The sequence below is a fragment of the Streptomyces sp. NPDC048590 genome (assembly GCF_043199535.1).
Taxonomy (GTDB): Bacteria; Actinomycetota; Actinomycetes; order Streptomycetales; family Streptomycetaceae; genus Streptomyces.
Genome location: NZ_JBICWC010000001.1, coordinates 479,759 through 506,568, shown reverse-complemented (window position 1 = coordinate 506,568; position 26,810 = coordinate 479,759). Strand labels below are relative to the sequence as shown.

The 26,810-nt window shown below is 71.0% G+C and carries 20 protein-coding genes; 10 read left to right on the top strand and 10 right to left on the bottom strand.

Annotated features, from left to right (window positions below; genetic code table 11):
* Nucleotides 1-41: 41 nt before the first annotated feature.
* Nucleotides 42-1,277 (top strand): GNAT family N-acetyltransferase, encoded by a 1,236-nt coding sequence (locus ACGFNN_RS02095; protein WP_393551997.1) that lies wholly within the window; start codon nucleotides 42-44, stop codon nucleotides 1,275-1,277.
* A 13-nt stretch (nucleotides 1,278-1,290) separates the two neighbouring features.
* Here ACGFNN_RS02095 and ACGFNN_RS02090 read toward each other — a convergent pair whose 3' ends face one another.
* Together ACGFNN_RS02090 and ACGFNN_RS02085 are read right to left on the bottom strand one after the other, a co-directional pair.
* On the bottom strand, nucleotides 1,291-2,112 hold the full coding sequence (locus tag ACGFNN_RS02090; protein ID WP_393551995.1) for an Fpg/Nei family DNA glycosylase: 822 nt from the start codon (nucleotides 2,110-2,112) through the stop codon (nucleotides 1,291-1,293).
* Nucleotides 2,113-2,186: 74 nt separating this feature from the next.
* Nucleotides 2,187-2,675, bottom strand: coding sequence for a ribose-5-phosphate isomerase (locus ACGFNN_RS02085; protein ID WP_362555572.1), 489 nt, complete (start codon nucleotides 2,673-2,675; stop codon nucleotides 2,187-2,189).
* 247 nt (nucleotides 2,676-2,922) lie between these two features.
* Here ACGFNN_RS02085 and ACGFNN_RS02080 point away from each other — a divergent pair, with 247 nt between their 5' ends.
* Nucleotides 2,923-4,368, top strand: coding sequence for an amino acid permease (locus ACGFNN_RS02080; RefSeq protein WP_393551993.1), 1,446 nt, complete (start codon nucleotides 2,923-2,925; stop codon nucleotides 4,366-4,368).
* 175 nt (nucleotides 4,369-4,543) lie between these two features.
* On the opposite strand, the gene ACGFNN_RS02075 is transcribed toward ACGFNN_RS02080, so the two are convergent.
* On the bottom strand, nucleotides 4,544-5,137 hold the full coding sequence (locus ACGFNN_RS02075; protein ID WP_362555576.1) for a biotin transporter BioY: 594 nt from the start codon (nucleotides 5,135-5,137) through the stop codon (nucleotides 4,544-4,546).
* A 258-nt stretch (nucleotides 5,138-5,395) separates the two neighbouring features.
* Between ACGFNN_RS02075 and ACGFNN_RS02070 the strand changes: the two genes are divergently transcribed.
* Both ACGFNN_RS02070 and ACGFNN_RS02065 read left to right on the top strand, forming a co-directional pair.
* Nucleotides 5,396-6,799: an amino acid permease gene (locus ACGFNN_RS02070; protein ID WP_393552890.1), complete on the top strand. Its 1,404-nt coding sequence runs from the start codon at nucleotides 5,396-5,398 to the stop codon at nucleotides 6,797-6,799.
* A 119-nt stretch (nucleotides 6,800-6,918) separates the two neighbouring features.
* The gene (locus tag ACGFNN_RS02065) at nucleotides 6,919-8,334 is read left to right on the top strand and encodes an amino acid permease (RefSeq protein ID WP_393551991.1); all 1,416 of its coding nucleotides are present in this window, start codon (nucleotides 6,919-6,921) and stop codon (nucleotides 8,332-8,334) included.
* Between the two features lie 15 nt (nucleotides 8,335-8,349).
* On the opposite strand, the gene ACGFNN_RS02060 is transcribed toward ACGFNN_RS02065, so the two are convergent.
* The gene (locus ACGFNN_RS02060) at nucleotides 8,350-8,850 is read right to left on the bottom strand and encodes a hypothetical protein (protein WP_393551989.1); all 501 of its coding nucleotides are present in this window, start codon (nucleotides 8,848-8,850) and stop codon (nucleotides 8,350-8,352) included.
* Between the two features lie 130 nt (nucleotides 8,851-8,980).
* On the bottom strand, nucleotides 8,981-10,048 hold the full coding sequence (locus ACGFNN_RS02055; RefSeq protein ID WP_393551987.1) for a hypothetical protein: 1,068 nt from the start codon (nucleotides 10,046-10,048) through the stop codon (nucleotides 8,981-8,983).
* A gap of 199 nt (nucleotides 10,049-10,247) precedes the next feature.
* On the opposite strand from ACGFNN_RS02055, the gene ACGFNN_RS02050 reads away from it, so the two are divergent.
* The gene (locus ACGFNN_RS02050) at nucleotides 10,248-10,889 is read left to right on the top strand and encodes a superoxide dismutase (protein WP_362555584.1); all 642 of its coding nucleotides are present in this window, start codon (nucleotides 10,248-10,250) and stop codon (nucleotides 10,887-10,889) included.
* Between the two features lie 125 nt (nucleotides 10,890-11,014).
* Here the strand turns inward: ACGFNN_RS02050 and ACGFNN_RS02045 are convergent, their stop codons facing one another.
* The 3 genes from ACGFNN_RS02045 to ACGFNN_RS02035 all read right to left on the bottom strand — a co-directional run bounded on the left by ACGFNN_RS02045 (nucleotide 11,015) and on the right by ACGFNN_RS02035 (nucleotide 14,610).
* The gene (locus tag ACGFNN_RS02045; protein ID WP_393551985.1) at nucleotides 11,015-12,481 is read right to left on the bottom strand and encodes a pyridoxal phosphate-dependent decarboxylase family protein; all 1,467 of its coding nucleotides are present in this window, start codon (nucleotides 12,479-12,481) and stop codon (nucleotides 11,015-11,017) included.
* Nucleotides 12,471-13,847, bottom strand: a complete 1,377-nt coding sequence (locus tag ACGFNN_RS02040; RefSeq protein ID WP_393551983.1) for an MFS transporter — start codon at nucleotides 13,845-13,847, stop codon at nucleotides 12,471-12,473. The genes ACGFNN_RS02045 and ACGFNN_RS02040 overlap by 11 nt, the downstream gene beginning before the upstream one ends.
* A 112-nt stretch (nucleotides 13,848-13,959) precedes the next feature.
* Nucleotides 13,960-14,610 (bottom strand): DsbA family protein, encoded by a 651-nt coding sequence (locus tag ACGFNN_RS02035; protein ID WP_362555590.1) that lies wholly within the window; start codon nucleotides 14,608-14,610, stop codon nucleotides 13,960-13,962.
* A gap of 135 nt (nucleotides 14,611-14,745) precedes the next feature.
* On the opposite strand from ACGFNN_RS02035, the gene pepN (ACGFNN_RS02030) reads away from it, so the two are divergent.
* From pepN (ACGFNN_RS02030) to ACGFNN_RS02015, 4 genes are all read left to right on the top strand, one after another.
* The gene (gene pepN, locus ACGFNN_RS02030) at nucleotides 14,746-17,334 is read left to right on the top strand and encodes an aminopeptidase N (protein WP_393551981.1); all 2,589 of its coding nucleotides are present in this window, start codon (nucleotides 14,746-14,748) and stop codon (nucleotides 17,332-17,334) included.
* Nucleotides 17,335-17,505: 171 nt separating this feature from the next.
* Nucleotides 17,506-18,513, top strand: a complete 1,008-nt coding sequence (locus tag ACGFNN_RS02025) for a hypothetical protein (protein ID WP_393551979.1) — start codon at nucleotides 17,506-17,508, stop codon at nucleotides 18,511-18,513.
* A 213-nt stretch (nucleotides 18,514-18,726) separates the two neighbouring features.
* Entirely contained in the window at nucleotides 18,727-22,035 is a 3,309-nt protein-coding gene (locus tag ACGFNN_RS02020; RefSeq protein WP_393551977.1) for a S8 family serine peptidase, read from the top strand.
* Nucleotides 22,036-22,219: 184 nt separating this feature from the next.
* The gene (locus ACGFNN_RS02015) at nucleotides 22,220-23,248 is read left to right on the top strand and encodes an aspartate-semialdehyde dehydrogenase (RefSeq protein ID WP_393551975.1); all 1,029 of its coding nucleotides are present in this window, start codon (nucleotides 22,220-22,222) and stop codon (nucleotides 23,246-23,248) included.
* A gap of 77 nt (nucleotides 23,249-23,325) precedes the next feature.
* Here the strand turns inward: ACGFNN_RS02015 and ACGFNN_RS02010 are convergent, their stop codons facing one another.
* Together ACGFNN_RS02010 and ACGFNN_RS02005 are read right to left on the bottom strand one after the other, a co-directional pair.
* A complete protein-coding gene (locus tag ACGFNN_RS02010) occupies nucleotides 23,326-23,673 on the bottom strand; it encodes a type II toxin-antitoxin system PemK/MazF family toxin (RefSeq protein ID WP_362669400.1) in 348 nt (115 codons plus the stop codon).
* Nucleotides 23,666-23,890 (bottom strand): ribbon-helix-helix domain-containing protein, encoded by a 225-nt coding sequence (locus tag ACGFNN_RS02005; protein ID WP_362669398.1) that lies wholly within the window; start codon nucleotides 23,888-23,890, stop codon nucleotides 23,666-23,668. The genes ACGFNN_RS02010 and ACGFNN_RS02005 overlap by 8 nt, the downstream gene beginning before the upstream one ends.
* Nucleotides 23,891-24,066: 176 nt before the next feature.
* On the opposite strand from ACGFNN_RS02005, the gene pepN (ACGFNN_RS02000) reads away from it, so the two are divergent.
* Nucleotides 24,067-26,643, top strand: coding sequence for an aminopeptidase N (gene pepN / locus ACGFNN_RS02000; RefSeq protein WP_393551973.1), 2,577 nt, complete (start codon nucleotides 24,067-24,069; stop codon nucleotides 26,641-26,643).
* The last annotated feature ends 167 nt before the right edge of the window (nucleotides 26,644-26,810 follow it).

Sequence of the window (26,810 nt, the reverse complement as noted above, 5' to 3'; positions counted from 1 at the left end):
ATTGGGTCGCCGGGCACGGGTGCCGCTGGTAAGCAGGGGTCATGACCACGGACTTGCGTGCTTTGTCTGCTCCGGAATGGGACACCTGGCTCGACTGTGTCGAATTGGCGTTCGGTGGTGTTCCCATCGCGCCGGCCAGCCGTGAGTTGTACGCCGCCCTGGCGGAACCCGAGCGGGCCCTGGGGCACTGGGACGGTGCCGAGTGCGTGGGCACGGCCGGTGCCTACAGCTTCCGGATGACCGTTCCGGGCGGGAGCGCGGTGCGGGCCGCGGGGATCACGATGGTCGGCGTCGCCTCGACGCACCGCAGGCAGGGACTGCTGACGGCGCTGATGCGACGCCAGTTGGACGACATCCGCTCGTGGGGTGAGCCGTTGGCGGTGCTGACGGCCTCGGAGCCCGCGATCTACGGCCGGTTCGGCTACGGCGCGGCCACGGCGGAGACGAACCTCCGGATCGACACCTCGCGGGTGCGCCTCACGTCGCCGCCCCCGGGCACGGACGCGGTGAGGATGCGCCGCGCCACCCCCGAGGCGGCCCTCGACGCCTGCGAGGCGGTGTACGCGCGCACGGCGGCGGACCGGCCGGGGATGCTGCTGCGGCAGCCGGGCTGGGAGCGGATGCCCGTGAACGACCCCGAGAGCGGCCGGGGCGGCGGATCTCCGTTGCAGTGCGTCCTGGCGGAGCGGGACGGTGAGGTGACGGGGTACGTCACCTTCCATCTGCGGCCCGACTGGGAGAAGGCCGGCCCCAAGGGCACGGTGGCGGTCCGCGACCTCGCGGCGGTCGACCCCGCCTCGTACGCCGCCCTGTGGCGCTTCCTGTTCGGCATCGACCTGACCTCGGTCGTCGAGTGCGGCAACCGGCCCGTGGACGACCCGGTGCTCCGGATGGTCTCCGACATCCGGCGGTGCGAACCGGGCCTGCGGGACGGGCTGTACGTGAGGCTGGTCGAGCTGGGCGCCGCGCTGGAGGCCCGGAGCTACCGGACCCCGGTCGACGTGGTGCTGGAGGTGGAGGACTCCTTCTGCCCCTGGAACGCGGGGCGCTGGCGGCTGTCAGCCGACGTGAAGGGTGCCGCGACCTGCGAGCGGACGCAGGACGAACCGGAACTCGCGCTGTCCGTGAACGAGTTGGGCGCCGCCTATCTGGGCGGCGTGTCGCTGACGACGCTGGCGTCGGCGGGGCTGGTGCGCGAGCTGCGGGAGGGCGCGCTGTCCGCGGCCTCCCTCGCCTTCTCCTCGGACACGCAGCCATGGTGCCCGCACGGGTTCTGACCGGGGCCGACGGCTATCGGCCCTGGGAGGAAGGCTGGCAGCCGGGGCACCAGAAGAGGTTGCGGGCCGCCAGTTCCGCCGTGCGGATCTCGGTCCCGCAGATGTGACAGGCCTGCCTGGCCCGGCGGTAGACGTAAACCTCACCACCGTGGTCGTCGACCCTGGGGGGCCTGCCCATGGCCTCGGGCAGGTGCTCGGGGCGGACGGTGTCGATGCGGTTGTTCCGCACCCCCTCGCGCATCAGCAGGCGCAGGTCCGCCCAGACGGCGTCCCACTCGCTCCGTGAGAGGTCGGTGCCCCGGCGGTAGGGGTCGATGCCGTGCCGGAAGAGCACCTCGGCGCGGTAGACGTTGCCGACGCCCGCGACGACCTTCTGGTCCATCAGCAGCGCCGCGATCGTGACGCGGCTCCGGGAGATCCGCCGCCATGCGCGCTCGCCGTCCTCGTCCGCGCGCAGCGGGTCGGGGCCGAGCCGGTCGTGTATCGCGCGCTTCTCGGGTCCGGTGATCAGGGCGCAGGTGGTGGGACCCCGCAGATCGGCGTGGTGGGCGTCGTTGACCAGGCGGAGCCGGACGGTGTCGGTGGGCGGCGGTGCGGGGACGGTGCCGAAGCCGAGCTTCCCGAAGAGACCGAGGTGGATGTGGACCCAGGCGGAGCCCTCGAAGCCGAGGAAGAGGTGCTTGCCATGGGCGTCGACGTCGGTGAGGGTCCTGCCGTCGAGCAGCGCGGCACTGCCGGAGAACTTGCCCTGGGGACTGCTCACCCGCACCGGACGGCCGGCGAATCGCTCGTGGTGGTCCGCCGCGAGGCGGTGGATCGTATGCCCCTCGGGCACGTCGGGTCTCCTGGGAACGCGCGTGCCGCCGGGCTCTCGGCCCGGCGGCACGCGAAGACGGGTACGGGGAGGGCTCAGCCCTGCTGCGGGTGGTGTGCGGGGATCGGGGGGAGCTCGCCGGTGCTCTCGTACGCCGAGAGCATCTCGATGCGGCGGGTGTGACGCTCCTCGCCGGAGTACGGGGTGTCCAGGAAGATCTCGACGAACCTGGTGGACTCCTCCACCGTGTGCATCCGGCCACCGATGGCGACGACGTTGGCGTCGTTGTGCTCGCGGCCCAGTGCGGCGGTCTGCTCGCTCCAGGCGAGCGCGGCGCGAACGCCCTTGACCTTGTTGGCGGCGATCTGCTCGCCGTTCCCGGAACCGCCGATGACGATGCCGAGGCTGTCCTTGTCCGCTGCCGTCCGCTCGGCGGCGCGGAGGCAGAACGGCGGGTAGTCGTCCTGGGCGTCATAGATGTGGGGACCGCAGTCGACGGCCTCGTGGCCGTTGGCGGTGAGCCACTCGACGAGGTGGTTCTTCAGTTCGAAGCCGGCATGGTCGGAGCCGAGGTACACGCGCATGGAGCGAAGTGTGACACGGAAGCGGCGGGGTAACCGTCAGCGGGGTCGGGGCCCCGCCGGACTCCCGGAGTCCGGTTCTCGGCCGGCGCTGTGGGCAAGACCACTCGGGCAACGATCGGGTCAAGGAAACGGATGCGGGGGTTCCGCTTCCACGACTGTTCGGGCTTGAATGCGTGCTTGCCCTGGCACCACCCCTCGCCGGGGCTACCCCCGACACACGTGATCAGAAAACGTAAGGATTCGATCCATGACGTCGCAGACGACTCTGGCTGGACCGGGCCAACAGCCCGGTGAGCCGGACAGGCCTGACTCCCAGGACGGGCTCCAGGCCGGTCTCAAGAACCGCCACCTCTCGATGATCGCCATCGGCGGCGTGATCGGCGCCGGCCTCTTCGTCGGCTCCGGCGCCGGTATCGCCGCGGCGGGCCCGGCCATCCTCCTGTCGTACGCGCTGGTCGGCGCCATGGTCGTCTTCGTCATGCGGATGCTGGGCGAGATGGCGGTCGCCCGCCCGAGCTCCGGGTCCTTCTCCGCCTACGCGGACCGGGCGCTGGGCCGCTGGGCCGGTTTCTCCATCGGCTGGCTGTACTGGTTCTTCTGGGTCGTGGTGCTCGCCGTCGAGGCCACGGCGGGTGCCAAGATCCTGGAGAGCTGGATACCGGGCGTGCCGCAGTGGGCGTGGGCCCTGATCGTCATGGTGGTCCTCACCGCGACCAACCTGGTGTCCGTCGGCTCGTACGGCGAGTTCGAGTTCTGGTTCGCCGGGATCAAGGTCGTGGCGATCGGCGCGTTCGTCATCGTCGGCCTGCTCGCCGTCTTCGGCATCCTGCCGGGCTCGGACCACGCGGCCTCGGGCCTCTCCCACCTCACGGACACCGGCGGGTTCTTCCCCGAAGGCCCGGGGGCCATCCTCACCGGTGTGCTGATGGTCGTCTTCTCCTTCATGGGCAGCGAGATCGTGACCCTGGCGGCCGGCGAGTCCGAGGACCCGCAGCGCGCCGTGTCGAAGGCGACCAACAGCGTGATCTGGCGCATCGCCATCTTCTACCTCGGTTCGATCTTCGTCGTCCTGACGCTGCTGCCGTGGAACGACCCCTCGATCGTCGAGGACGGCTCGTACGTCGCCGCGCTGAACGCCATCGGCATCCCGCACGCCGGCCAGGTCATGGACGTCATCGTGCTCACCGCCGTGCTGTCCTGCCTGAACTCCGGCCTCTACACCGCCTCGCGCATGGCCTTCTCGCTGGGGCAGCGCGGGGACGCGCCCAAGGCGTTCGCCAAGGTGAACAAGCGCGGTGTGCCCCAGGCGGCGATCCTTTCGTCCGTGGTGTTCGGCTTCGTGGCGGTCTTCTTCAACTACCAGTGGCCCGACACGGTGTTCGCGTTCCTGCTGAACTCCTCGGGCGCCGTCGCCCTCTTCGTCTGGCTGGTCATCTGCTTCACCCAGCTGCGGATGCGCGGGATCATCCTGCGCGAGACGCCCGAGAAGCTGATCGTCCGGATGTGGCTCTTCCCCTATCTGACCTGGGCGACGATCGCGATGATCTCCTTCGTCCTCGTCTACATGCTGACCGACGACGCCGGTCGCGACCAGGTGCTGCTCTCGCTGCTCGTCGCGGCGCTGGTCGTGGCTATCTCGCTGGTGCGTGACGCCCGCGCCCGCAAGGCGAAGGCCGCGGTGCCCGCGGAGTGACGGGCTAGCCCGCCTGACGCCGGACGGACCCGGAAGGCCCTCGGCCCGCCCACGTGATCCCGTGGGTGGACCGAGGGCCTTCCGCATGACCGCGGCCGGGCCCGGACACGCGGAAGGCTCGCCTCGGCGTCGTACGACGCCGAGGCGAGCCTGCGGTTACTGCTCGGGCTGGTCGTCAGCCGCGGCGTCCGGCCAGCTTCCAGGAGGCGGGCAGCGCGCCCATGGCCAGGGCCGCCTTCAGGGCGTCACCGACCAGGAAGGGCACCAGGCCGGCCGCGACGGCCGCGCTCATCGACATCCCGGTGGACAGGGCGAGGTACGGCACGCCGACGGCGTAGATGATCAGCGAGCCGACGGCCATCGTGCCCGCGGTGCGCAGCACGGAGCGGTCACCGCCGCGGCGCGCCAGGCCGCCGACGACCGTCGCGGCGAGCAGCATGCCGAGGACGTAGCCGAAGGAGGCGCCGCCCGGACCCGAGGTGCCACCGGAGAACCACGGCACGCCGGCCATGCCGACGAGCGCGTACAGCGCGAGGGAGAGGAAGCCGCGGCGGGCGCCCAGGGCGGTGCCGATGAGCAGCGCGGCGAAGGTCTGGCCGGTGACGGGGACCGGGGAGCCGGGCACCGGCACGGCGATCTGGGCAGCGATGCCGGTGAGGACCGCGCCGCCGGCGACGAGCGCGGTGTCCACGGCGTAGCGGTGCCGGACTGCGGGCAGCAGGTCGGCGAGGACCGCTCCGGTACGGACGGGGGCGGCAGCAGTGCTCATCGGGACTCCGCGGGTGTGGTCGGCAGACAGAGAGGGACTGAGGTGACGTTAGCCGAGACACCATCGGCTGATCACCATCAGCGGCCCACAAAGCGGCGGTTGACGGGTTAGTGGGGTTTGCACAAAGGCCGTCGGGTAATCACCGCTCGGCGTGATGCTGGTCACTGAGGTAGGCATCCTCAAGGGGTACGCGAGGGTCGGGGTGCAGGCCCGTGAGATTGTGGATTTCCCATAAATGATCCGAGAGTGACCCAGCTCATGCACGACGCGCCCCCCACGCACCCCGCAGCACCGCCCGAGCCCTTGGCCCACGGCCTGAAGCAGCGCCACCTGACCATGCTCGGCCTGGGAGGGGTGATCGGCGCCGGCCTCTTCGTCGGATCAGGCGCGGGCATCGCGGTCGCCGGACCCGCCGTGGTGGTCTCGTATCTGATCGCGGGCGCGCTCGCGATGCTGGTGATGCGGATGCTGGGCGAGATGTCGGCGGCGATGCCGGCCTCCGGTTCCTTCTCCGTCCACGCGGAACGCGCCCTGGGGCGCTGGGCCGGCTTCAGCGTGGGCTGGCTCTACTGGTTCATGCTGGTGGTGGTGCTGGCCGTGGAGGCGACCGCCGCCGCCCAGATCGCACACGGCTGGGTGCCCGCGGTGGACCAGTGGCTCTGGGTGCTGGCCTTCATGGTGGTCTTCACGGTCGCCAACCTGACGGCCGTGAAGAACTTCGGTGAGTTCGAGTTCTGGTTCGCCGCGCTGAAGGTGGCCGCGATCGCGGCCTTCCTGGTACTCGGGGTGCTCGCGGTCCTCGGGATCCTCCCGGACACGGCCCCGGTGGGACTGACCAACCTCACGGGCCAGGGCGGCTTCCTGCCGAACGGCTGGGACGGTGTGGTGTCCGGGGTCCTCACCGTGGTGTTCGCCTTCGGTGGCCTCGAGGTCGTGACGATCGCCGCCGCGGAGACCGCCGACCCCGCACGCGCCGTGGGGCGCGCGGTGCGCAGCGCGGTGGTGCGCATCCTCTTCTTCTACGTCGGTTCCATGCTGGTGATCGTGACCGTGCTGCCGTGGACCGCGCAGCGGGCGGGGCTCAGTCCCTATGTGAAGGTCCTGGACTCGGTCGGGGTGCCGTCGGCCGGGCAGATCATGAACATCGTGGTCTTCGTGGCGCTGCTCTCCGCGCTCAACGCCAATCTCTACGGCTCCTCCCGCATGATCTTCTCGCTCGCCGAGCGCGGCGAGGCACCCCGTGGCCTGCTCCGGGTGTCCGGCGGCCCCACGGGCGGGGTGCCCAGGCGGGCGGTGCTGGCGTCGGTGGCCTTCGGCTTCGTCTCCGTGCTGCTCAACCTGGAGTGGCCGGACACCGTGTTCCTCTACATGCTCAACTCGGTGGGCGCGGTGCTGCTCTTCGTCTGGGGTCTGATCGCGGCGTCCCAGCTGCGGCTGCGCCGCCTGCTGGAGCGGGAGTCGCCGGGTGCGCTCCAGCTGCGGATGTGGTGCTTCCCCTTCCTGACGTGGGTGACGCTGGCCGGGCTGGCCGCCGTCCTGCTCCTGATGCTCACCGACGACGCGGCCCGCCCCCAGGTGCTGTGGTCGGCGGCCGCCACCGGCCTGGTGCTGCTGGTGGCCGCCGTGCGGGAGCTCCGGGCGGGGCGGCCCGCGAAGCCGTAGGCAGGTGAGCACCTTGTGTGAGCCTGGTGACCGTATAGCGGACAGTTGTTCCCTGTGGGCGGGGCTCGTGCCCACACTGTGGGCCGTCCCCCGTCCCGACCAGTGAACAGAGCCCGTCCATGTCCCGGACCTCCGCGCCTCCCCCCACGGAAGCCGCCGCACCCGCCGCAGACTCCGCGCTCACCCACGGACTCAAGCAGCGACACCTGTCGATGATCGCCCTCGGCGGTGTGATCGGCGCCGGACTGTTCGTCGGCTCGGGTGCGGGCATCGCCGCTGCCGGGCCGTCGATCGTCATCGCCTACGCGGTCTCCGGGCTGCTGGTCATGTTCGTGATGCGGATGCTCGGCGAGATGTCGGCGGCCAATCCGGCCTCCGGTTCCTTCTCGGTCCACGCGGAGCGTGCGATCGGGCCGTGGGCGGGCTTCACCGCCGGCTGGGCGTTCTGGGTCCTGCTCTGCGTCGCGGTCGGGCTGGAGGGCATCGGCGCCGCGCAGATCGTGACGGGCTGGCTGCCGGGCACCCCCGAGTGGGCCTGGGTCGCGCTCTTCATGGTGATCTTCCTCGGCACCAACCTCGCCGCGGTGAAGAACTTCGGCGAGTTCGAGTTCTGGTTCGCCGCGCTGAAGGTCGTCGCGATCACCCTCTTCCTGGTGCTGGGCGTCCTCGCGATCCTCGGCGTGCTCCCCGGTACGGACTCCCCCGGCACCTCCAACCTCACCGGCGACGGCGGCTTCATGCCGAACGGCTCGGAGGGCCTGATCATCGGCCTGCTCGCCTCGGTCTTCGCGTACGGCGGTCTGGAGACCGTCACCATCGCGGCCGCCGAGTCCGAGAACCCGGTGCAGGGCGTCGCCAAGGCGGTCCGTACGGCGATGTGGCGCATCGCCGTCTTCTACATCGGCTCGATGGCGGTCATCGTGGCCCTCGTCCCGTGGGACGACCCGAAGGTCACCGAGGTCGGCCCCTTCTACGCGATGCTCGACCACCTCGGCATCGGCGGCGCCGCCGAGATCATGAACGTGGTCATCCTGGTCGCGCTGCTCTCCGCCATGAACGCCAACATCTACGGTTCGTCCCGGATGGCCTGCTCGCTCGTGGCCCGCGGCCAGGGGCCGAAGGTGCTCGGCAAGATCTCCTCGGGCGTCCCGCGCAACGCCGTGCTCGTCTCGTCGGTCTTCGGCTTCCTGTGCGTGCTGCTCAGCTACTGGCGGCCCGACGACGTCTTCCCGTGGCTGCTCAACATGATCGGCGCGGTGATCCTGGTCGTCTGGATCTTCATCGCGGTCTCCCAGCTGATCCTGCGCAGGCGCATGGAGCGCGAGGCCCCGGACCGGCTGGTCGTACGGATGTGGCTCTTCCCGACCCTGACGATCGTGGCCCTGGCGGCCATGGCGGGCATCTTCGTCCTGATGCTGCGCCAGCCCGACACCCGCGACCAGCTCCTGGCCACCGGAGCCCTGACGGCGGTGCTGATCGTGACCGGCCTGATCCGGCAGAAGCGCGCGGAGCGCCGCACCCCGGCCGTGGACTGAGCGGTCGCGGCGGGGTCAGTACCCCTGGCCCACCAGGAAGGAATCGAAGTCCAGCGTGAGTGAGCGGGCTTCGTCGGAGTGGTCAGGGGCGGCGCCGTCGACCAGCGCGAAGACACAGATCCCCCGCCGGGTCCGGACCGCCCACATGGCGCGGTCCCCGTCGCGCAGCAGCACCAGGTCGAGTTCGGTGCCGGTGACGGCGTCGGTGATCCGCTCCAGGCTCTCGCGGTACCAGTCTGCGTCCGCGAGCCGGAGGGCGGGAGGGGAAGCGGTCTCCCCGCCCCGCGTCCAGAGCGCTTCCAACTCGGCGAGGTAGGAGGCGTCCGGGGCCGGCCCGTTTCCGGCCCCGGGGGCGGGCCGGAAGTGCTGGTGGCCTCCCTCGCCCTCCCGTCCCGCGGTGGCGAAGAATCCGGCGTCGGCGGAGAAGACCGCCGCCGCCCGCACCGCCGATCTCCCCTCGCCGAGGGCGAAGCGGGTGGTGAGGACTTCTTCCCACTGCTCGGCTGCAGGAGACATAGGCGGTAACCCTTCGTCGTTCGGTTTCGGTCCGTGCGCGGCTCTCCTGCCCGTGAACGCGCAGTTCAGACGCGTTCACGGCAGACCGGCACCCCCGGAGGCAGGCCGCCCGGCCCGCCCACGGGCCCCTTCAGTCCCCGCCGCCCCCGCCGTCGCCTCCACCGCTGTCGCCGCCGTCGCCTCCTCCTCCGCCGTCGCCCCCGTCACCGCCGTCGGCACCCCAGCCGTCGCCGCCACCGGGCTGGTTGTCCTCGCCGCCGGTGCCGAGGTTGCTGAACCACGAGAGGCCCCAGTCGCCGTCCGAGGCGAGCGGTTCGGGTCCTTCCCTCCTGACGGGCCGTGCGCGGAAGCGTGCCGTGCCCGTCGTGTCGCCCAGGCCGAAGGCGACGGAGAAGACGTGCGCCATGACCGCGTCCGTCGGGTCGTGGCTCTCGTACCGCACCGGGGACAGCGGCAGCAGCACGGTGTCCGGGGCGTGGACCGCCCGGTGCGGAGGCCGCCCCAGCAGTGCGACACGCTGTCCGTCGCGCAGCAGCCATGAGCCGGCCGAGTCCTCCCGCTTCAGCTGCCAGTGCGCCCCGGGCACCCGGACCTCCGCCGAGCTCTTCGACTTGCGCAGCTTCCTGCTCAGCCGCAGTTCAGCAGTCACCTCACCGACGGTGAGGCTCAGCCCCTGGGCCGGCCCTACGGCACCACCGCGGAACCCGTGCGGGGCCCTGATCCGCACGACGGGCGCCTGCGGACCCCAGACGTCGACCCGTACCAGGCGCCGGTCCACGGCGACGGCTATCGGCCCGGCCGGCCCCTGCGCGTACCGCCGGGCGATCCACAGCGGCACGCCCTCCGCTCCCGCGCGAGACGCCAGCCCGGCCACCCGCTCCGGCCCACCGCAGCGTTCCACCGCCAGTTCGCCCAGCGCACGGGCCAGTTCGGCGGCCTGACGGGCCTTCACCGGGACGGCCGTGCCGGTGACCCGGGTGACGGGCACGATCCCGGATCCCTGGGGCAGCCGGTCCAGCGGACGTTCCGTCCCGCCGCCACCGAGCCAGTGTCCGCGCAGGTAGGCCTCGGCCATCGCGCCGAGGTTCAGATCGGTCAGCGGGGTGACGCCCACCCCTCTCCGCAACCGGTCCTCGGTCAGTTCCACCGTCCGGGCGAGCGGGTTCCAGGACCGCTCGCCGTAGAGCACTCGGCTCATGACTCCCCCTCCGGATGACTCGGCACGAGACACCCTCACACGTCGTCGGCGGGACCCGGCGGGCGGGCCCGCCCGCCCGACGCAACCGTCCCGGGTCGTAGGGCGAAGGGCTGATCACTTCTCCGCCTTCCTCCTGCTAGCCTGCAATTGCGACAGGGTTGCAATAACTAGACACCTGCAAGTTGGAGGGTTCGAACCCATGGCCACGTACACGCTCCCGGAACTCCCGTACGACTACGCGGCGCTCGAGCCGGTCATCAACCCGCAGATCATCGAGCTCCACCACGACAAGCACCACGCCGCGTACGTCAAGGGCGCGAACGACACCCTGGAGCAGCTGGAGGAGGCTCGCGACAAGGAGGCATGGGGCTCGATCAACGGGCTGCAGAAGAACCTCGCCTTCCACCTGTCCGGCCACATCCTGCACTCGATCTACTGGCACAACATGACCGGCGACGGTGGCGGCGAGCCCCTCGCGGCGGACGGTGTGGGCGACCTGGCCGACGCGATCACCGAGTCCTTCGGTTCGTTCGCCGGCTTCAAGTCGCAGCTGACCAAGGCCGCCGCGACCACGCAGGGCTCCGGCTGGGGCGTCCTCGCCTACGAGCCGGTCAGCGGCAAGCTGATCGTCGAGCAGGTCTACGACCACCAGGGCAACGTCGGTCAGGGCTCCGTCCCGGTCCTGGTCTTCGACGCCTGGGAGCACGCCTTCTACCTGCAGTACAAGAACCAGAAGGTGGACTTCATCGAGGCGATGTGGGCCGTCGTCAACTGGCAGGACGTGGCGAAGCGTTACGCCGCCGCCAAGGAGCGCGCCGACGTGCTGCTGCTCGCCCCCTGAGCTCTCGAACACCCCTGAGCGTCCTGCCTCGTGATCGTCTTCTCAACCTTCACCCGGCAGGCGGATGAACGGAGAACCCCCGCGAGGACCTGACTCGCGGGGGTTCTCCCATGCTCCGGTGCCGCTCAGATCCGGAAGACGGAACCTATGAACTCGGCGAGCAGCCGCTCCTTGAGGCGGCCCGGAAGCGCGTCCAGCAGGACGAGCACGGGCGCCATCCGTCCGGGCAGGCCCGCGCCCTCGCCCATCCCGGCGAAGGCGAGCACGCCCGCGATCTCGTCGGGTCCGAGCGTGTCCGGGTCGAGTCCCGCGGCGAAGGCGGCGAGTTCCGGGTCCACGGCGACCGGCTCCAGCGCGCGTGCCTTCGCGAGAGCCGCGACGAGGTCCCCGAGGAGCGCGTCGACCTGGCCGGCCGTTGCCGGGGTGAGCGTGAGGTGGAGGTTGGGCGGCAGCCCGTCGAAGGAGAGCTGCGGCTGGAGGTACCAGCCCAGCTCGCGCATCTCGTCGGCGAGGTGGAGCAGCAGGCTGAGGTCGGGGACCCCGTCCTCTTCCTCCACGGTGAACGCGACCAGTCCGGCGGCCGGTTCACCGAGGACGCGCACCCCGCCGGTCGACCGCAGCCCCGCGAGCAGCCGGTCCGACGCCTCGGCGACCCGGGCGGCGAGCGCGGTGTAGCCCTCCTCGCCGACGTACCGCAGGACCGCCCACGCCTGGGCCAGCAGGCCGCCGGACTTGGTGCCCTGCACCGTGGGGTTGACGACCGGGTATCCGGGCCAGCCGGCGTGTGCGAAGTACTGGTGGCGGCGGAGTTCCGCGTCGCGGTAGAGGACCACGGAGGCGCCCTTGTCGGCGTACCCGTACTTGTGCAGGTCGACGGAGAGCGAGGTGACGCCCGGCACGGACAGGTCGAAGGGCTCCACCGGCCGCCCCGCGCGCCGCAGATGGGGCAGGATCCAGCCGCCGATGCAGGCGTCCACATGGCAGAGCACCCCGCGCGCGGCGGCCGCGGCGGCGATCTCGGCGACGGGGTCGATCACCCCGTGGGCGTACGAGGGGGTGGAGGCCACCACCAAAGCGGTGCGGTCGGTGAGAGCGGCGGCCATGGCCCCGGCGTCGGCACGGTAGGTCACCAGGTCCACGGGGACGACGACGGCTTCCAGGCCCAGGTAGGCGGCCGCCTTGTGGAAGGCGGCGTGGGCCGTGGACGGCAGGACCAGCTGGGGTTCGATGATCCCGCGTACCGTACGCGCGTGGTCCCGGGCGGCCTTGACGGCGAGCATGATGCTCTCCGTGCCACCGCTGGTGAACGTCCCCTGGGCGCCGGGGGCACCGAGCAGCGCGGCGGCGGCGCCGACCACGTCGTTCTCGAGGCGGGCGACACTGGGGAAGACCGTGGGGTCGAGTCCGTTGACCGTGGCGAACGCGGTGTACGCCTCCGCGGCGAGCTCGTCGAGGCCCTCCAGCCCGGCGTCGTAGACGTAGGCGAAGGTGCGTCCCCCACGGGTGGGGGCGTCCGCCTCGCGCAGGGCGCGCAGCTCGGCGAGCACCTCGGCGGCGGGACGGCCCTCGGTCGGGGCGGGGTCAGTCGGCACGTGCGGTCTCTTCCTGGAGGGTGCGGGGTGGTACGGGCATGGTCCGGCGGTAGCGGTGGAGCAGCAGCAGGCTCGCCGCCGCGAGCGCCGCGGGCAGCACGCTCATTCCCGCGGTGATCCCGGTCAGCGCCGCCGCCGGCTGCTCGGCGTGGTGGGCGGCGTCGGAGGAACGGAAGCCGGTGACGGTGAGGACGAGGGCGAACACCGCGGCGCCCAGCGCGAAGGCGAGGGTCTCGGCGGCCGTCCACAGACCGGTGAAGGTGGCGGCCCGTCGCCTGCCGGTGGCCGCGGCGTCGGCGGCCAGGGTGTCCGCGAGCATGGTGAGCGGCAGCAGTTGGAGACCCGCGTAGGCGATGCCGACGAGGACGACGGCCGCGTACCCGAGGGCGGGGCCGCCGACGCCGGTGAAGGCGAGGAGCACCGAGCCCGCCGTGTAGAGGAGCGACGCGCACCACTGCGCGTGGCCGGCGCCCTTGCGGCGGGCCAGCAGGTTCCACAGCGGCATGAAGAGGACCAGCGGCCCGATCAGGCAGGCGAACAGCGGTGTGACGGCGCCCGCCGAACCGAGGGTGTACGTCGCGAAGTACTGCACCCCCGCGAGCATCACCCCGACCGCGAGGGCCTGCAGCGTCCACATCCCGGCGAGGTACAGGAAGGGCCTGCTGGAGCGGGCGGCGGCGAGCTGCGCCCGCAGGGAGGGCTCGGCCTCGCTGCGGGCGACCACGGGTGCGCGCCGGGTGGCGGCCCAGGCGCCGAACATGCCGACGGCCAGCAGTACGGCCACGACGGCGCCCATCAGCCGGTAGCTCTCCGGGGTGTCGCCGTCGGCGTGGGCGATCGCCGGGGCCAGCGCGCCGGAGAGCAGGATGGCGACGCCGAGGAACCCGACCCGCCAGCCGAGGACCCGGCCCCGTTCGTGCGGGTCCTCGGTCATCTCGGCGGGCATCGTCACGTACGGCACCTGGAAGACGGCGTACGCGGTGGCGGCGAGCAGGAAGAGGACCGCGACGTATCCCGCCGCCCAGGCTCCCCTCAGCGGCGGCGCGGCGAAGATCAGCGCGAAGAGCGGTGGGAGCGTGCAGGCTCCGGCCAGCAGGAACGGCCGGCGCGGCCCGCCCCGCAGGCGGCTGCGGTCGGAGGCGGCGCCGACCAGCGGGTTGATCAGGACGTCCCAGGCCTTGGGCAGGAAGACGGCGGCGCCGGCGACCGCGGCGGGCACGGCGAGGACGTCGGTGAGGTAGTAGAGCAGGATCAGGCCGGGCACGGTGGCGAAGGTGCCGGTGCACAGCGAACCGAGCCCGTAGCCGATCCGCACGGTGGGCGGCAGGGACGGGGCCGCGTGGAGGTCCGAACCGGCCGCTGGCATGGGGCAGATCTTGAACGATGTTCATCTTTTCGGCAAGACCCGTGCCGCCCGTGCCACATGACCGCCGCACCGCGGGCCGGGCACGGCGGCCCGGCCCGCGGCAGGCATGCGGTCAGTCGAAGACCGGGCCCTGCGTACGGGTCCGCTTGATCTCGTAGAAGCCGGGGACCGACGCCACCAGGAGCGTGCCGTCCCAGAGCTTCGCGGCCGCCTCGCCCTTCGGGGCGGGGGTGACGACCGGGCCGAAGAAGGCGATCTGCTCCCCGTCTGCGCCGGGCACCGCGATCACCGGGGTGCCGACGTCCTGGCCCACCTTGTCGATGCCCTCCTGGTGGGAGGCGCGCAGCTCCTTGTCGTACGCGTCGGAGTCGGCGTACTCCAGCAGGTCGGCCGGCAGACCGACGTCCGCGAGGGCACCGGCGATCGCCTCACGGGTGGGGCCCTCACCGTTGTTGTGGATGCGGGTGCCGAGGGCCGTGTAGAGCGGGCCGACGATGTCGTCGCCGTGCTTCTGCTGCGCCGCGACCACGACACGGACCGGCGCCCACGCCTTGGTCCGCATCATGTCCTGGTACTCCTCGGGCAGTTCGTCGAGCTTGGGCTCGTTGAGGACGGCCAGGCTCATGACGTGCCAGCGCACCTCGACGTCACGGACCTTCTCCACCTCGAGCATCCACCGGGAGGTCATCCAGGCCCAGGGGCAGAGCGGGTCGAACCAGAAGTCGGCCGGAACCTTGCCGCCGGCCGTGCTGTTCTCGGGCATGTCTCTCCTCGAAGTGTGGTCGGTCTGCACCTGTGACCCGCAACACCACCCGGCCCCGGGCCATTCCCGTGCGCGGTCCCCGGAAGCCGCATGGGAGGATCAAAGGTCTTCGAACGAGACACAAAGGAGTGCTCCGTGCCCGGTGAGAACCTGTCCCGCGACGAGGCCCGCGAAAGGGCCGAGCTGCTGACCGTCGACGGATACGAGGTCGCGCTCGACCTGCGTTCCGCCGTCGGTGAACTCGGCGGGGGCGACGACGCCGGGCCGCGCACCTTCCGCTCGCGCACCACGATCCGCTTCCGCGCCGCCCGCGCCGGTGCCTCGACCTTCGCCGACCTGGTGGCCCCGGCCGTGGACGCGGTGACGCTGAACGGCGAGGCCCTGGACCCCGCGACCGTCTTCGACGGCACCCGTATCGCGCTCGACGGCCTGGCGGGCGGCGACAACGTCCTGGTGGTCGACGCCCGGTGCGCCTACAGCCGGACCGGCGAGGGCATGCACCGCTTCGTCGACCCGGAGGACGGCGAGGTCTACCTCTACACGCAGTACGAGCCGGCCGACGCCCGCCGGGTCTTCGCCAACTTCGAGCAGCCCGACCTCAAGGCGCCCTACCGCTTCGAGGTGACGGCGCCGGAGGGCTGGCGGGTCTGGAGCAACGGCGCGGAGGAGTCGCAGGAGGGCGGGGTCCACCGCTTCGCCGAGACCCTGCCGATCTCGACGTACATCACGGCGGTCGTGGCGGGCCCGTACCACTACGTCACCGACCACTACACCCGCGAGCTCGAAGGGGGATCGAAGCTGGAGATCCCGCTCGGCGCGATGTGCCGGAAGGGGCTGGCGCGCTACTTCGACGCGGACGACATCTTCCTGATCACCAAGCAGGGCCTGGACTTCTTCCACGACAACTTCGACTACCCGTACCCCTTCGGGAAGTACGACCAGGCCTTCGTGCCCGAGTACAACCTCGGTGCCATGGAGAACCCGGGCATGGTGACCTTCCGCGAGGAGTACGTCTACCGCTCCAAGGTCACCTCGGCGTCCTACGAGCGTCGCGCCAACGTCATCCTGCACGAGATGGCCCACATGTGGTTCGGGGACCTGGTCACCATGACCTGGTGGGACGACCTGTGGCTGAAGGAGTCCTTCGCCGACTTCATGGGGACGTTCTCGATGGTGGAGGCGACCCGTTTCACCGACGGCTGGATCACCTTCGCCAACAACCGCAAGTCGTGGGCCTACCGCGCCGACCAGCTGCCGTCCACGCACCCGATCACGGCCGACATCCGTGACCTGGAGGACGCCAAGCTGAACTTCGACGGCATCACCTACGCCAAGGGCGCCTCGGTGCTGAAGCAGTTGGTGGCGTACGTCGGGCGGGACGCCTTCCTGGAGGGCGCGCGCCGCTACTTCAAGCGCCACGCCTACGGCAACACGCGCCTGGACGACCTGCTCTCGGTGCTGGCCGAGACGTCGGGGCGCGACATGACCGACTGGTCCCGCGCCTGGCTCCAGACGGCCGGGGTCAACACCCTGACGCCGGTGGTGGCGTACGACGGCGAGGGCCGGCTCTCGGAGCTCGCCGTCACCCAGGAGGCCGTCGCCTCCCACCCCGAGCTGCGGCCCCACCGGGTCGCCGTGGGCCTGTACCGCCTCTCCCCCGAGGGCGAACTCGTGCGTTACGCGCGCGCCGAGGCCGACGTGACCGGGGAGCGCACGGTGGTCGCCGAGCTGGCGGGGGCCGACAGGCCCGACCTGGTCCTGGTGAACGACGACGACCTCACCTTCTGCAAGATCCGTTTCGACGACGCCTCCCTGGCCACCCTCCGCGAGCACCTCGGCGCCCTCACCGACCCGCTGGCGCGCGCCCTGTGCTGGTCGGCGCTGTGGAACCTGACGCGGGACGCCCTGCTTCCGGCACGGGAGTTCGTCGCCGTGGTGCTCGCCTTCGCCGGCCGCGAGTCCGACATCGGCGTCCTGCAGATGCTGCACGCGTGGGCCCGTTCGGCGCTGACGCACTACGCCGCGCCCGCCTGGCGCGAGGAGGGCGGACGGGCGCTGGCCGAGGGAGCGCTGACCGAGCTGCGGCGCGCTGAGCCCGGCAGCGAGCACCAGTTGACCTGGGCCCGTTTCTTCGCGGCGGTCGCGGTCTCGGAGGCCGACCTCCGGCTGCTGGGCGGACTGCTCGACGGCACGGCCGTGATCGACGGACTGGACGTCGACCAGGAGCTCCGCTGGGCGTTCCTGTCGACGCTGGTCGCCGAAGGCGCCGCCGACGAGGCTGCCGTCGACGCCGAACTCGCCCGTGACGACACGGCGTCCGGGAAGCGGCACCACGTGCGGTGCCTCGCCTCGCGCCCGTCCGCCGCGGTCAAGGCGCAGGCGTGGGCGGCGGTCGTGGAGTCGGACAAGCTGTCCAACGCCCTCGTCGGTGCGACCATCGCCGGCTTCGCGCAGCCCTCCCAGCGGGAGCTGCTGGCGCCGTACACCGCTTCGTACTTCGAGGCGATCGAGCGGGTGTGGGCGGAGCGTTCCATCCAGATCGGCATGGACGTGGTCCGCGGTCTCTTCCCCGTGCTCCAGGACGACCCGGCGACCCTCACCGCCACGGACGCCTGGCTGACCTCGCGCCCGGAGGCGGCGCCGGCGCTGCGGCGGCTGGTCCTCGAGTCCAGGGACGACCTGGCACGGGCCCTGCGCGGTCAGGAGTGCGACGCCGCGGCGTGAGACTCCGTCGCGCGCCCCGCACACGCGTGCGGGGCGCGCGCCTCACAATCCCCGTCGCGCCCACCCTTTTCGGCAATCGAACTTCCGTGCTTTAGGACGGCCTCGTCCTGGAATGTCGACGGACGTGTAACACGGGTTAGCGGGCACCGGCGCTGCGGCAACCTCCCGGGCATGACCAAGAACGCCCCGCTGTCCCCGCACCCCGTCCACGAGCCGGCCCTCCGCGTGCAGTCCTCCGCGCAACTGCGCGCCCGCGGCGTGACCGTCGCGCAGACCGCCGCGCAGTGCCTGCCGGGCGGTTCCTGGCAGCAGTTGCTGCCGGGGGTGTACCTCCTGCACCCGGGGCCGCCCACCCACGAGGACCGGGTGCGCGGCGCCCTGCTCTACGCGGGCCGGCCGCCGGCCGGCGCCCGGCGCACCGTGCCCGCCCAGGCGGGCCCCGGCTACGGCGAGGCCATGGTCACGGGCCTGGCCGCGCTCGCCCTGTACGGCTTCGCCTCGGCTCCCCCGGTGATCGCCCTCCACCGGATCGACGTCCTGGTGCCACGGACCAGGCGGCTGCGCTCCACCCGGTTCGTCCAGGTGATCAGGTCGTCCTCCCTGCCGAGGCCGCAGCGCCGCCAGGGAGTGCCGCTCGCCCCGGTCGAGCGCGCCCTGGCCGACGCGGTGGGGGCGCTGACGGACGCCCCCTCGGTGCGCCGGATCGTGACCGAGGCTGTACGCGGCGGACACTGCGAACCGGCCTCGGTCGTCAGGGAACTGAGCGCGGCGAAGCTGCTGGGCCGCCCGCACGTGGTGGACGCCGTGGACGCCCTGCTCGTCGAGGGCCGGGCGGTCGCGGAGGGCCGGCTGTACGCGATGGTGCGCGCCCACCGTCTGCCGCAGCCGCTGTGGAACGTGGAGCTCTCCCTGCCGGGAGGCGGGTTCCTCGGCGGGGTGGACGCCTACTGGCCGGAGCAGGCGGTCGCGCTCGAGCTGGGCGCCCGCTCGCCCGGTCAGCAGCATGTCGCCTTCGCCGCGGAGCGGGAGCATCTGGAGCGCCTCGGGGTGACGGTGGTACGGGTGACGCCTCAGCAACTGCGGGACTCCCCGTCCCGGTTGTCGGTGGTTCTGCGCACGGCGATGATGGCGGCCCAGGACCGTGAGCCCCCGGCGTACGTGGTGGTCGGTCCGCGTTAGGTGATTCTTCCGGTTCCTCCGGATCCCGCCGGCCACCCGCGAGCCCGGCGGGATCCGGCCGGAACGGCCCGTGGCGCGATGGGGCAGGTGGCGGATCTACGCCATGTCCCCTTCTCGCCCCCGTCAGCTCTCCACAAACCCCTGTCACGTAGGAAATGCTGAGCGGTCATCCGGTACCGAATTCCGGACTCTCTCTTTCTTTCACCAACAGGGATGCTGATGACCAAGGAATCCCCCAGCTCCATACCGGGAGCCAGACGCGCGGCACGCATAGCCGCCGCGGCCGGCCTGGTGGCCGCGCTGGCCGCCTCCGGTGCCGCTCCGGTGTTCGCCGCCGACGACCCGGCCGCTTCACCCGTGAAGCCCGCCGCGGCCGGCGCGAAGAGCGACAAACTGGGCCACGCCGACGCCGATGTGCTGGCGAAGGCCGAGGCCAAGGGCGAGAAGAACGTCACGATGATGGTCGCCACCACGCCGGGTGCGACCGAGCAGGTCGCCGAACAACTGGACTCCGTCAAGGGGTCCGTGGTGGGCAAGACCTACGACAAGCTGGGCTACGTGCGGGCCACCGTGCCCACCGCGACCGCCGAGGCCACCATCAAGGCGGCGCAGAAGCTCTCCTCGGTCCAGGGCATCGATCTCAAGCAGGAGATCAAGCTGGACGACCCGACGCCCGCGGGCGACCGGGCCGAGGGTGCGAAGCAGCAGAAGACCTCGGCCGGTTACCCCGCGCCGGGCAAGAACACCCCCGCCGAGAACCCGTACAACCCGTCGTTCGAGACGGGTGCCGTCGACTTCGTGAAGCAGCACCCGAAGGCGGACGGCCGCGGGATCACCATCGGGGTCCTGGACTCCGGTGTCGACCTCGGTCACCCGGCTCTGCGGAAGACCACCACCGGCGAGCGCAAGATCGTCGACTGGGTGACGGCGACCGACCCCGTCAGCGACGGCGACGGCACCTGGCTGCGGATGACGGCCGACGTGGCCGGCCCCACCTTCACCATCGGTGGCCGCACCTACTCCGCCCCCAAGGGGTCCTACAAGATCCAGCTCTTCTCGGAAGCCGCCACCAAGGGCGGCGACATGGCCGGGGACCTGAACCGGGACGGCGACACCACCGACGTCTGGGCCGTGCTGTACGACCCGACCGCCGGCACCGTCCGCGTGGACCTGGACAACGACGCCGACTTCGGCGACGAGACCGCCATGAAGCCGTACAAGGACAAGTTCCAGGTCGGCTACTTCGGCACGGACAACCCGGCGACCCAGGTCGTCGAGCGCATCCCGTTCGTCGTCGAGGCCCGCAAGAACGTCGTCTACAACGCGGCCGGCGACACCGCCGACTACGTGAACATCGGCGTCATCGAGAGCGAGCACGGCACCCACGTCGCGGGCATCACCGCGGCCAACGGCCTGTTCGGCGGGAAGATGAACGGTGCCGCCCCCGGCGCCAAGATCGTCTCCTCGCGCGCCTGCACCTGGTCGGGCGGCTGCACCAACATCGCGCTGACCGAGGGCATGATCGACCTCGTGGTCAACCGCGGCGTCGACGTCGTCAACATGTCGATCGGCGGCCTCCCGCCGCTGAACGACGGCAACAACGCCCGCGCCGAGCTCTACAAGCGGCTCATCGACGTCTACGGCGTCCAGCTGGTCATCTCGGCCGGCAACGAGGGCCCCGGCGTCAACACCATCGGTGACCCCGGCCTCGCCGACCACGTCATCTCGGTGGGCGCGTCCATCTCCAAGGAGACCTGGGCGGCCAACTACGGCTCGAACGTCACCAAGAAGTACGACATGCTGCCCTTCTCCTCGCGCGGTCCGCGTGAGGACGGCGGCTTCACGCCGACCCTGACGGCCCCCGGCGCGGCGATCAACACCACGCAGACCTGGCTGCCCGGCAGCCCGGTCAAGGAGTCGGGCTACACCCTGCCGGCCGGCTACTCCATGCTGCAGGGCACCTCGATGTCCTCGCCGCAGGCCGCCGGCGCGACGGCGCTGCTGCTCTCCGCCGCGAAGCAGAAGGGCATCGAGCTGCCCCCGGCCGACCTGCGGACCGCGCTGACCAGCACCGCCACCCACATCAAGGACGTGCCCGCGCACGCCCAGGGTTCCGGTCTGATCGACATCGTCTCCGCGTGGAAGATGATCGAGAAGCAGGGCGCCCCGGCGCACGAGTACTCGGTGAAGGCCCCGGTCGACACCGCGATCGACTTCGCGCTGAAGGACCCGGGCTTCGGCACCGGCCTGTACGACCGTGAGGGCGGCCTGCAGGTCGGCCAGAAGAAGTCGTACGACGTCACCGTCACCCGCACCACTGGTCCGGACAAGGCCGTCAAGCACAAGCTGTCCTGGAAGAACGACGACGGCACCTTCTCGCTGACCGGTTCGAGCACCGTCTCGCTGCCGCTGGGTGAGCCGGTGACCGTCAAGGTCCAGGCGAAGCCCCGCACCGCCGGTGTCCACAGCGCGATCCTGCAGGTGGACGACGCGAAGACCTCCGGCGTCGACCAGCAGATCCTCGCGACCGTCGTGGTCGCCAAGGACCTGGTGAAGCCGGGCTACAACTTCTCGACGACCGGCTCGGTGCAGCGCAACGGCACCACCTCGTACTTCCTGAACGTCCCCGAGGGTGCCAAGACCCTCGAGGTCGCGATGAGCGCCCTGCGCTCGGGCAGCCAGACGCGGTTCATCTCCATCCACCCCTACGGGGTCGCGGTGGAGGACAGCTCCACGATCTTCTGCTACCCGAACTACGAGAGCCCGACCAACACCTGCCGCCCGGACACGCGCTCCTACAAGGACCCGCAGCCCGGCGTCTGGGAGATCGAGGTCGAGGCCCGCCGTACGTCGCCGCTGCTGGACAACCCGTACAAGCTGGATGTCTCGCTGCTCGGCGCCACCTTCGACCCGGCGGTCCAGACGCTGCCCGAGGCGAAGATCGGCACCCCGGCCGCCGTCGACTGGACGGTGACCAACAACGCGGGCGACCTGAAGGGCTCCCTGAAGGGCGGCACGCTGGGTTCGGCCGCCGTCGAGCGCCCCTCGATCAGCACGGGCGGCGAGTACACGAAGACGGTGACCATCGGTGCGGGCGTCGAGAAGCTGGACGTCGCCATCGGCAACACCTCGGACGCCAACGCCGACATCGACCTGTACGTCTACAAGGGCGCCACGCAGGTCGGCTCCTCGACGACGGCGGGCTCGGAGGAGTCGGTGAGCCTGGTGAACCCGGCGGCGGGCACGTACACCGTGGTCATCGACGGTTACGACGTCCCGGCCGGGACCACCGAGTACGACTACCGGGACGTGTACTACTCCCCGACGCTCGGTGAGATCAAGGTCGACGAGTCGAAGGCCGTGAACCTGGCCAACGGCGCGTCCTCCAAGGTCGGCGCCGATGTCGTGGTCGCCGGCGCGGCTCCCGAGGGACGTCAGTTCTTCGGCGAGGTGCAGCTGGTGAACGCCCGCGGCACCGCGGCCGGCACCGGCAGCGTCGTGATCGAGAAGGTCGCGCCGTAGCCGTAGTGGCGGTGTGATCCGCACGACAGCGGAACACTGTGGGGCGGGTGCTCGCAAGGGCACCCGCCCCACAGCCGTGTGCGGGGCCCGTCCGCCTGCCGGACAATGGATTGGACAAGGAAGCCGTGGACATACGCATCATGGACCGGCAACCGTGCCCGTTCGCGTCTGTGAGGGAGTTCTCGTGAAGGTCGGAATCGTCGGCGCCACCGGTCAGGTCGGCACAGTCATGCTCAGGATCCTGGCCGAGCGGAAGTTCCCCGTCGCCGAGCTCCGGCTGTTCGCCTCCGCGCGCTCCGCGGGCTCCACCATCGCGTACGAGGGCAAGGACGTCACCGTGGAGGACGCCTCGACGGCGGACTACTCCGGGCTGGACATCGTGCTCTTCTCCGCGGGCGGCGCGACCTCGAAGGCACTGGCCGAGAAGGTCGCCTCGCAGGGCGCCGTGGTGATCGACAACTCCTCCGCCTGGCGCAAGGACCCCGAGGTCCCGCTGGTGGTGTCCGAGGTCAACGCGCACGCGATCGCCGACCGGCCCAAGGGCATCATCGCCAACCCGAACTGCACCACGATGGCCGCCATGCCCGTGCTGCGCCCGCTGCACGAGGAGGCGCAGCTCGACGCGCTGACCGTCGCCACGTACCAGGCGGTGTCGGGCTCCGGTCTCGCCGGTGTCGCGGAGCTGCACGGCCAGGCGTCCAAGGTCGTCACCGACGCGGACAAGCTGACCCACGACGGCGAAGCGGTCGACTTCCCGGAGCCGGGCGTCTACAAGCGCCCGATCGCCTTCAACGTGCTCCCGCTCGCCGGCTCGATCGTCGACGACGGCTCCTTCGAGACGGACGAGGAGCAGAAGCTCCGCAACGAGTCCCGCAAGATCCTGGAGATCCCGGACCTCAAGGTCTCCGGCACCTGCGTCCGGGTCCCGGTCTTCTCCGGCCACTCCCTGCAGATCAACGCCCGCTTCGCCCGCCCGATCAGCGTCGAGCGCGCCTACGAGCTGCTGAAGGACGCCGAGGGCGTGGAGCTCTCCGAGATCCCGACCCCGCTCCAGGCGGCCGGCAAGGACGCCTCGTACGTGGGCCGCATCCGCGTGGACGAGACCGTCGAGCACGGCCTCGCGCTGTTCGTCTCCAACGACAACCTGCGCAAGGGCGCCGCGCTGAACGCGGTGCAGATCGCCGAGCTGGTCGCGGCCGAGCTGAAGGGCTGACGCGGCGCGTCACAACCGTACGAGGAGGGCGGGCACCGGATTCCGGTGTCCGCCCTCCCGCGTGCGTACCTGAGCCGTCAGAGGGCGAGATGCCTGCGCAACGCCGTGTCGATGTCGTTCATGCGCTGCCGCGGGACGGAACCGACGCGCCTCAGGACACGGTCCGGGGAAACCGCCCTGATCTGCTCGCACTGCACCTTCGAGTCCTTCGGCAGTCCGCTCTCGGCGGACCGGAGCAGCGCCTGGAAGGTCAGGACGCGTGCGGTGTTCGAGGTGAGGGGCACCACGGTGATCACTCCGCGACCGTGCGACAGGACCGCCTGGTTGGCCGCGTTGTTGGACACGATCACAGCCGGCCTGATCTTGTTGGCCTCACTCCCCCGGGCGGGTTCGAGATCGACCAGATGGATATCGCCTCTACGCATCGCCGATACCGTCCCCGACCGTGCGATCCCACAGTGCGGCGTCCTCGCTCGCGTCCCATTCCTCGAACGCCTCGGCGTACTCCGCTTCGAGTCCCGCCTCCCGCAGCAGCTCGATGGCGGCATGTATGACCGCGGACCGCGAATCCGCGTCGGTCTTCGCGGCGTACTCGTCGACGAAGGCGACATCCTCCTGCGGCAGGCTCACACTGATCTTCATACCCTGATGCTACCACCAGTAGGAAAGCTTTGCCTACCGATGGTCCCCGACCGGTGACCCCCGGTGCGGGGGCCGGCCCGTACGGTCCATGCGCCCCGACCGAAAAGGGACATCGCATTGCGCCCACCCCACGTGGAAAGATGGCGAAAAACGTCGCACTGCAAGGAGATGACCGCGTGCCTGGCACGAATCTGACCCGCGAAGAGGCACAGGAGCGGGCGCGCCTGCTGACCGTGGACGCGTACGAGATCGATCTCGACCTCTCCGGCGCACAGGAGGGCGGCACCTACCGGTCCGTCACCACCGTGCGCTTCGACTCCGCCGAGGAGGGCGCCGAGACGTTCATCGATCTCGTCGCCCCGGCGGTCCACGACATCGTGCTGAACGGCAAGGACCTGGACATCGCCGCCGCGTTCCGGGACTCCCGGATCACCCTGAAGCACCTGCGGGCCGGCGCCAACGAGCTCAAGGTCGTCGCCGACTGCTCGTACACCAACACGGGCGAGGGGCTGCACCGCTTCGTCGACCCGGTCGACGAACAGGCCTACCTCTACACGCAGTTCGAGGTCCCTGACGCCCGCCGGGTGTTCGCGAACTTCGAGCAGCCCGACCTCAAGGCGACCTTCCGCTTCACCGTGAAGGCCCCCGCGGGCTGGACCGTGATCTCCAACTCGCCGACCCCCGAACCGAGCGGCGACGTCTGGTCCTTCGAGCCGACACCGCGCATCTCCACCTACATCACGGCCCTGATCGCCGGGCCGTACCACTCGGTGCACAGCAGCTACGAGCGCGACGGCCAGACGGTCCCGCTCGGCATCTACTGCCGGCCCTCGCTCGCCGAGTACCTGGACGCGGACGAGATCTTCGCCGTCACGCGGCAGGGCTTCGACTGGTTCCAGGAGAAGTTCGACTACGCGTACCCGTTCGCCAAGTACGACCAGCTCTTCGTCCCGGAGTTCAACGCGGGGGCGATGGAGAACGCGGGCGCGGTCACCATCCGCGACCAGTACGTCTTCCGCTCCAAGGTGACGGACGCGGCGTACGAGACGCGGGCCGAGACCATCCTCCACGAACTGGCCCACATGTGGTTCGGCGACCTGGTCACCATGGAGTGGTGGAACGACCTCTGGCTGAACGAGTCGTTCGCCACCTACACCTCGATCGCCTGCCAGGCGGACGCCGAGGGCTCGAAGTGGCCGCACTCCTGGACGACGTTCGCCAACTCCATGAAGACCTGGGCGTACCGGCAGGACCAGCTGCCCTCGACGCACCCGATCATGGCGGACATCCAGGACCTCGACGACGTCCTGGTGAACTTCGACGGGATCACGTACGCCAAGGGCGCCTCGGTCCTCAAGCAGCTCGTGGCCTACGTCGGCAAGGACGCGTTCTTCAAGGGCGTGCAGGCCTACTTCAAGGCGCACGCCTTCGGCAACACACGCCTGTCGGACCTGCTGGGCGCGCTGGAGGAGACCTCGGGACGCGACCTGAAGACCTGGTCGAAGGCATGGCTGGAGACGGCCGGGATCAACATCCTGCGCCCGGAGATCGAGACCGACGAGAACGGCCACGTCACCTCCTTCGCCGTGCTCCAGGAGGCACCGGCGCTGCCCGCCGGCGCCAAGGGCGAGCCGACGCTGCGCCCGCACCGGATCGCCATCGGCTGCTACGACCTGGACGAGGGCGGCAAGCTCGTCCGCACGGACCGGATCGAGCTGGACGTCGACGGTGAGCGCACCGCGGTGCCGTTCCCCCCGGAGAAGGCCCGCCCCGCGGTCGTCCTGCTCAACGACGACGACCTGTCGTACGCGAAGGTCCGCCTCGACGAGGAGTCCCTGCGGGTGGTCACCGCGCACCTGGGCGACTTCACCGAGTCCCTGCCGCGCGCGCTGAGCTGGGCCTCCGCCTGGGACATGACGCGGGACGGCGAACTGGCCACGCGCGACTACCTGGCGCTGGTCCTCTCGGGGATCGGCAAGGAGTCCGACATCGGCGTGGTGCAGTCGCTGCACCGCCAGGTGAAGCTGGCCCTCGACCTCTACGCCGCCCCGGAGTGGCGCGAGGCGGGGCTGAACCAGTGGACCGAGGCGACGCTCGCGCACCTGCGCGCCGCCGCCCCCGGCAGCGACCACCAGCTGGCCTGGGCACGCGCGTTCGCCGCGACGGCGCGCAGCCCGCTCCACCTGGACGTGCTGCAGTCGCTGCTGGACGGCACCCAGGAGATCGAGGGTCTGGCCGTCGACACCGAGCTGCGCTGGGCGTTCGTGCAGCGCCTCGCGGCGACGGGCCTCATCGACGAGGAGGAGATCGCGGCCGAGTACGAGCGCGACAGGACGGCGGCGGGCGAGCGTCACGCGGCGTCCGCCCGTGCCGCCCAGCCCTCCGAGGAGGCGAAGGCCGAGGCGTGGGCGTCGGTCGTCGAGTCGGACAAGCTGCCCAACTCCCTCCAGGAGTCGGTCATCGTGGGCTTCGTCCAGACCGACCAGCGTGAGCTGCTCGCTCCGTACACGGAGAAGTTCTTCACCGCGGTCAAGGAGGTCTGGGACACCCGGAGCCACGAGATGGCCCAGCAGATCGCGGTCGGCCTGTACCCGTCGCTCCAGGTCTCCCAGGAGACCCTGGACGCCACGGACGCCTGGCTGGAGTCGGCGAAGCCCAGCGCGGCGCTGCGCCGGCTGATGTCGGAGTCCCGCTCGGGCGTGGAGCGTGCGCTGCGCGCGCAGGCGGCGGACGCGGCGGCGGCCACCGCGTAGGGTCCGTCAGAACATGTGAAGGGGGCACCCCGGCCGGGGTGCCCCCTTCGTCCTTCGTCGCTGCCGCTCGCTCGTCAGGGCCGCGGGCCGGCAGCACATGGATACCGCCCGGCGGGCAGGCGCCGGAGCGCTGCCGCCCGCCGGGCGGAAGTCATGAGGTCCGGAGG

What these genes read in the sequence shown, in the direction of transcription:
- ACGFNN_RS02095 (WP_393551997.1), top strand. Translation starts at nt 42, where the DNA reads ATGACCACGGACTTGCGTGCTTTGTCTGCTCCGGAATGGGACACCTGG.
- ACGFNN_RS02085 (WP_362555572.1), bottom strand. Translation starts at nt 2,675, where the DNA reads ATGCGCGTGTACCTCGGCTCCGACCATGCCGGCTTCGAACTGAAGAAC.
- ACGFNN_RS02080 (WP_393551993.1), top strand. Translation starts at nt 2,923, where the DNA reads ATGACGTCGCAGACGACTCTGGCTGGACCGGGCCAACAGCCCGGTGAG.
- ACGFNN_RS02075 (WP_362555576.1), bottom strand. Translation starts at nt 5,137, where the DNA reads ATGAGCACTGCTGCCGCCCCCGTCCGTACCGGAGCGGTCCTCGCCGAC.
- ACGFNN_RS02070 (WP_393552890.1), top strand. Translation starts at nt 5,396, where the DNA reads ATGCACGACGCGCCCCCCACGCACCCCGCAGCACCGCCCGAGCCCTTG.
- ACGFNN_RS02065 (WP_393551991.1), top strand. Translation starts at nt 6,919, where the DNA reads ATGTCCCGGACCTCCGCGCCTCCCCCCACGGAAGCCGCCGCACCCGCC.
- ACGFNN_RS02060 (WP_393551989.1), bottom strand. Translation starts at nt 8,850, where the DNA reads ATGTCTCCTGCAGCCGAGCAGTGGGAAGAAGTCCTCACCACCCGCTTC.
- ACGFNN_RS02055 (WP_393551987.1), bottom strand. Translation starts at nt 10,048, where the DNA reads ATGAGCCGAGTGCTCTACGGCGAGCGGTCCTGGAACCCGCTCGCCCGG.
- ACGFNN_RS02050 (WP_362555584.1), top strand. Translation starts at nt 10,248, where the DNA reads ATGGCCACGTACACGCTCCCGGAACTCCCGTACGACTACGCGGCGCTC.
- ACGFNN_RS02040 (WP_393551983.1), bottom strand. Translation starts at nt 13,847, where the DNA reads ATGCCAGCGGCCGGTTCGGACCTCCACGCGGCCCCGTCCCTGCCGCCC.
- ACGFNN_RS02035 (WP_362555590.1), bottom strand. Translation starts at nt 14,610, where the DNA reads ATGCCCGAGAACAGCACGGCCGGCGGCAAGGTTCCGGCCGACTTCTGG.
- ACGFNN_RS02025 (WP_393551979.1), top strand. Translation starts at nt 17,506, where the DNA reads ATGACCAAGAACGCCCCGCTGTCCCCGCACCCCGTCCACGAGCCGGCC.
- ACGFNN_RS02020 (WP_393551977.1), top strand. Translation starts at nt 18,727, where the DNA reads ATGCTGATGACCAAGGAATCCCCCAGCTCCATACCGGGAGCCAGACGC.
- ACGFNN_RS02010 (WP_362669400.1), bottom strand. Translation starts at nt 23,673, where the DNA reads ATGCGTAGAGGCGATATCCATCTGGTCGATCTCGAACCCGCCCGGGGG.
- ACGFNN_RS02005 (WP_362669398.1), bottom strand. Translation starts at nt 23,890, where the DNA reads ATGAAGATCAGTGTGAGCCTGCCGCAGGAGGATGTCGCCTTCGTCGAC.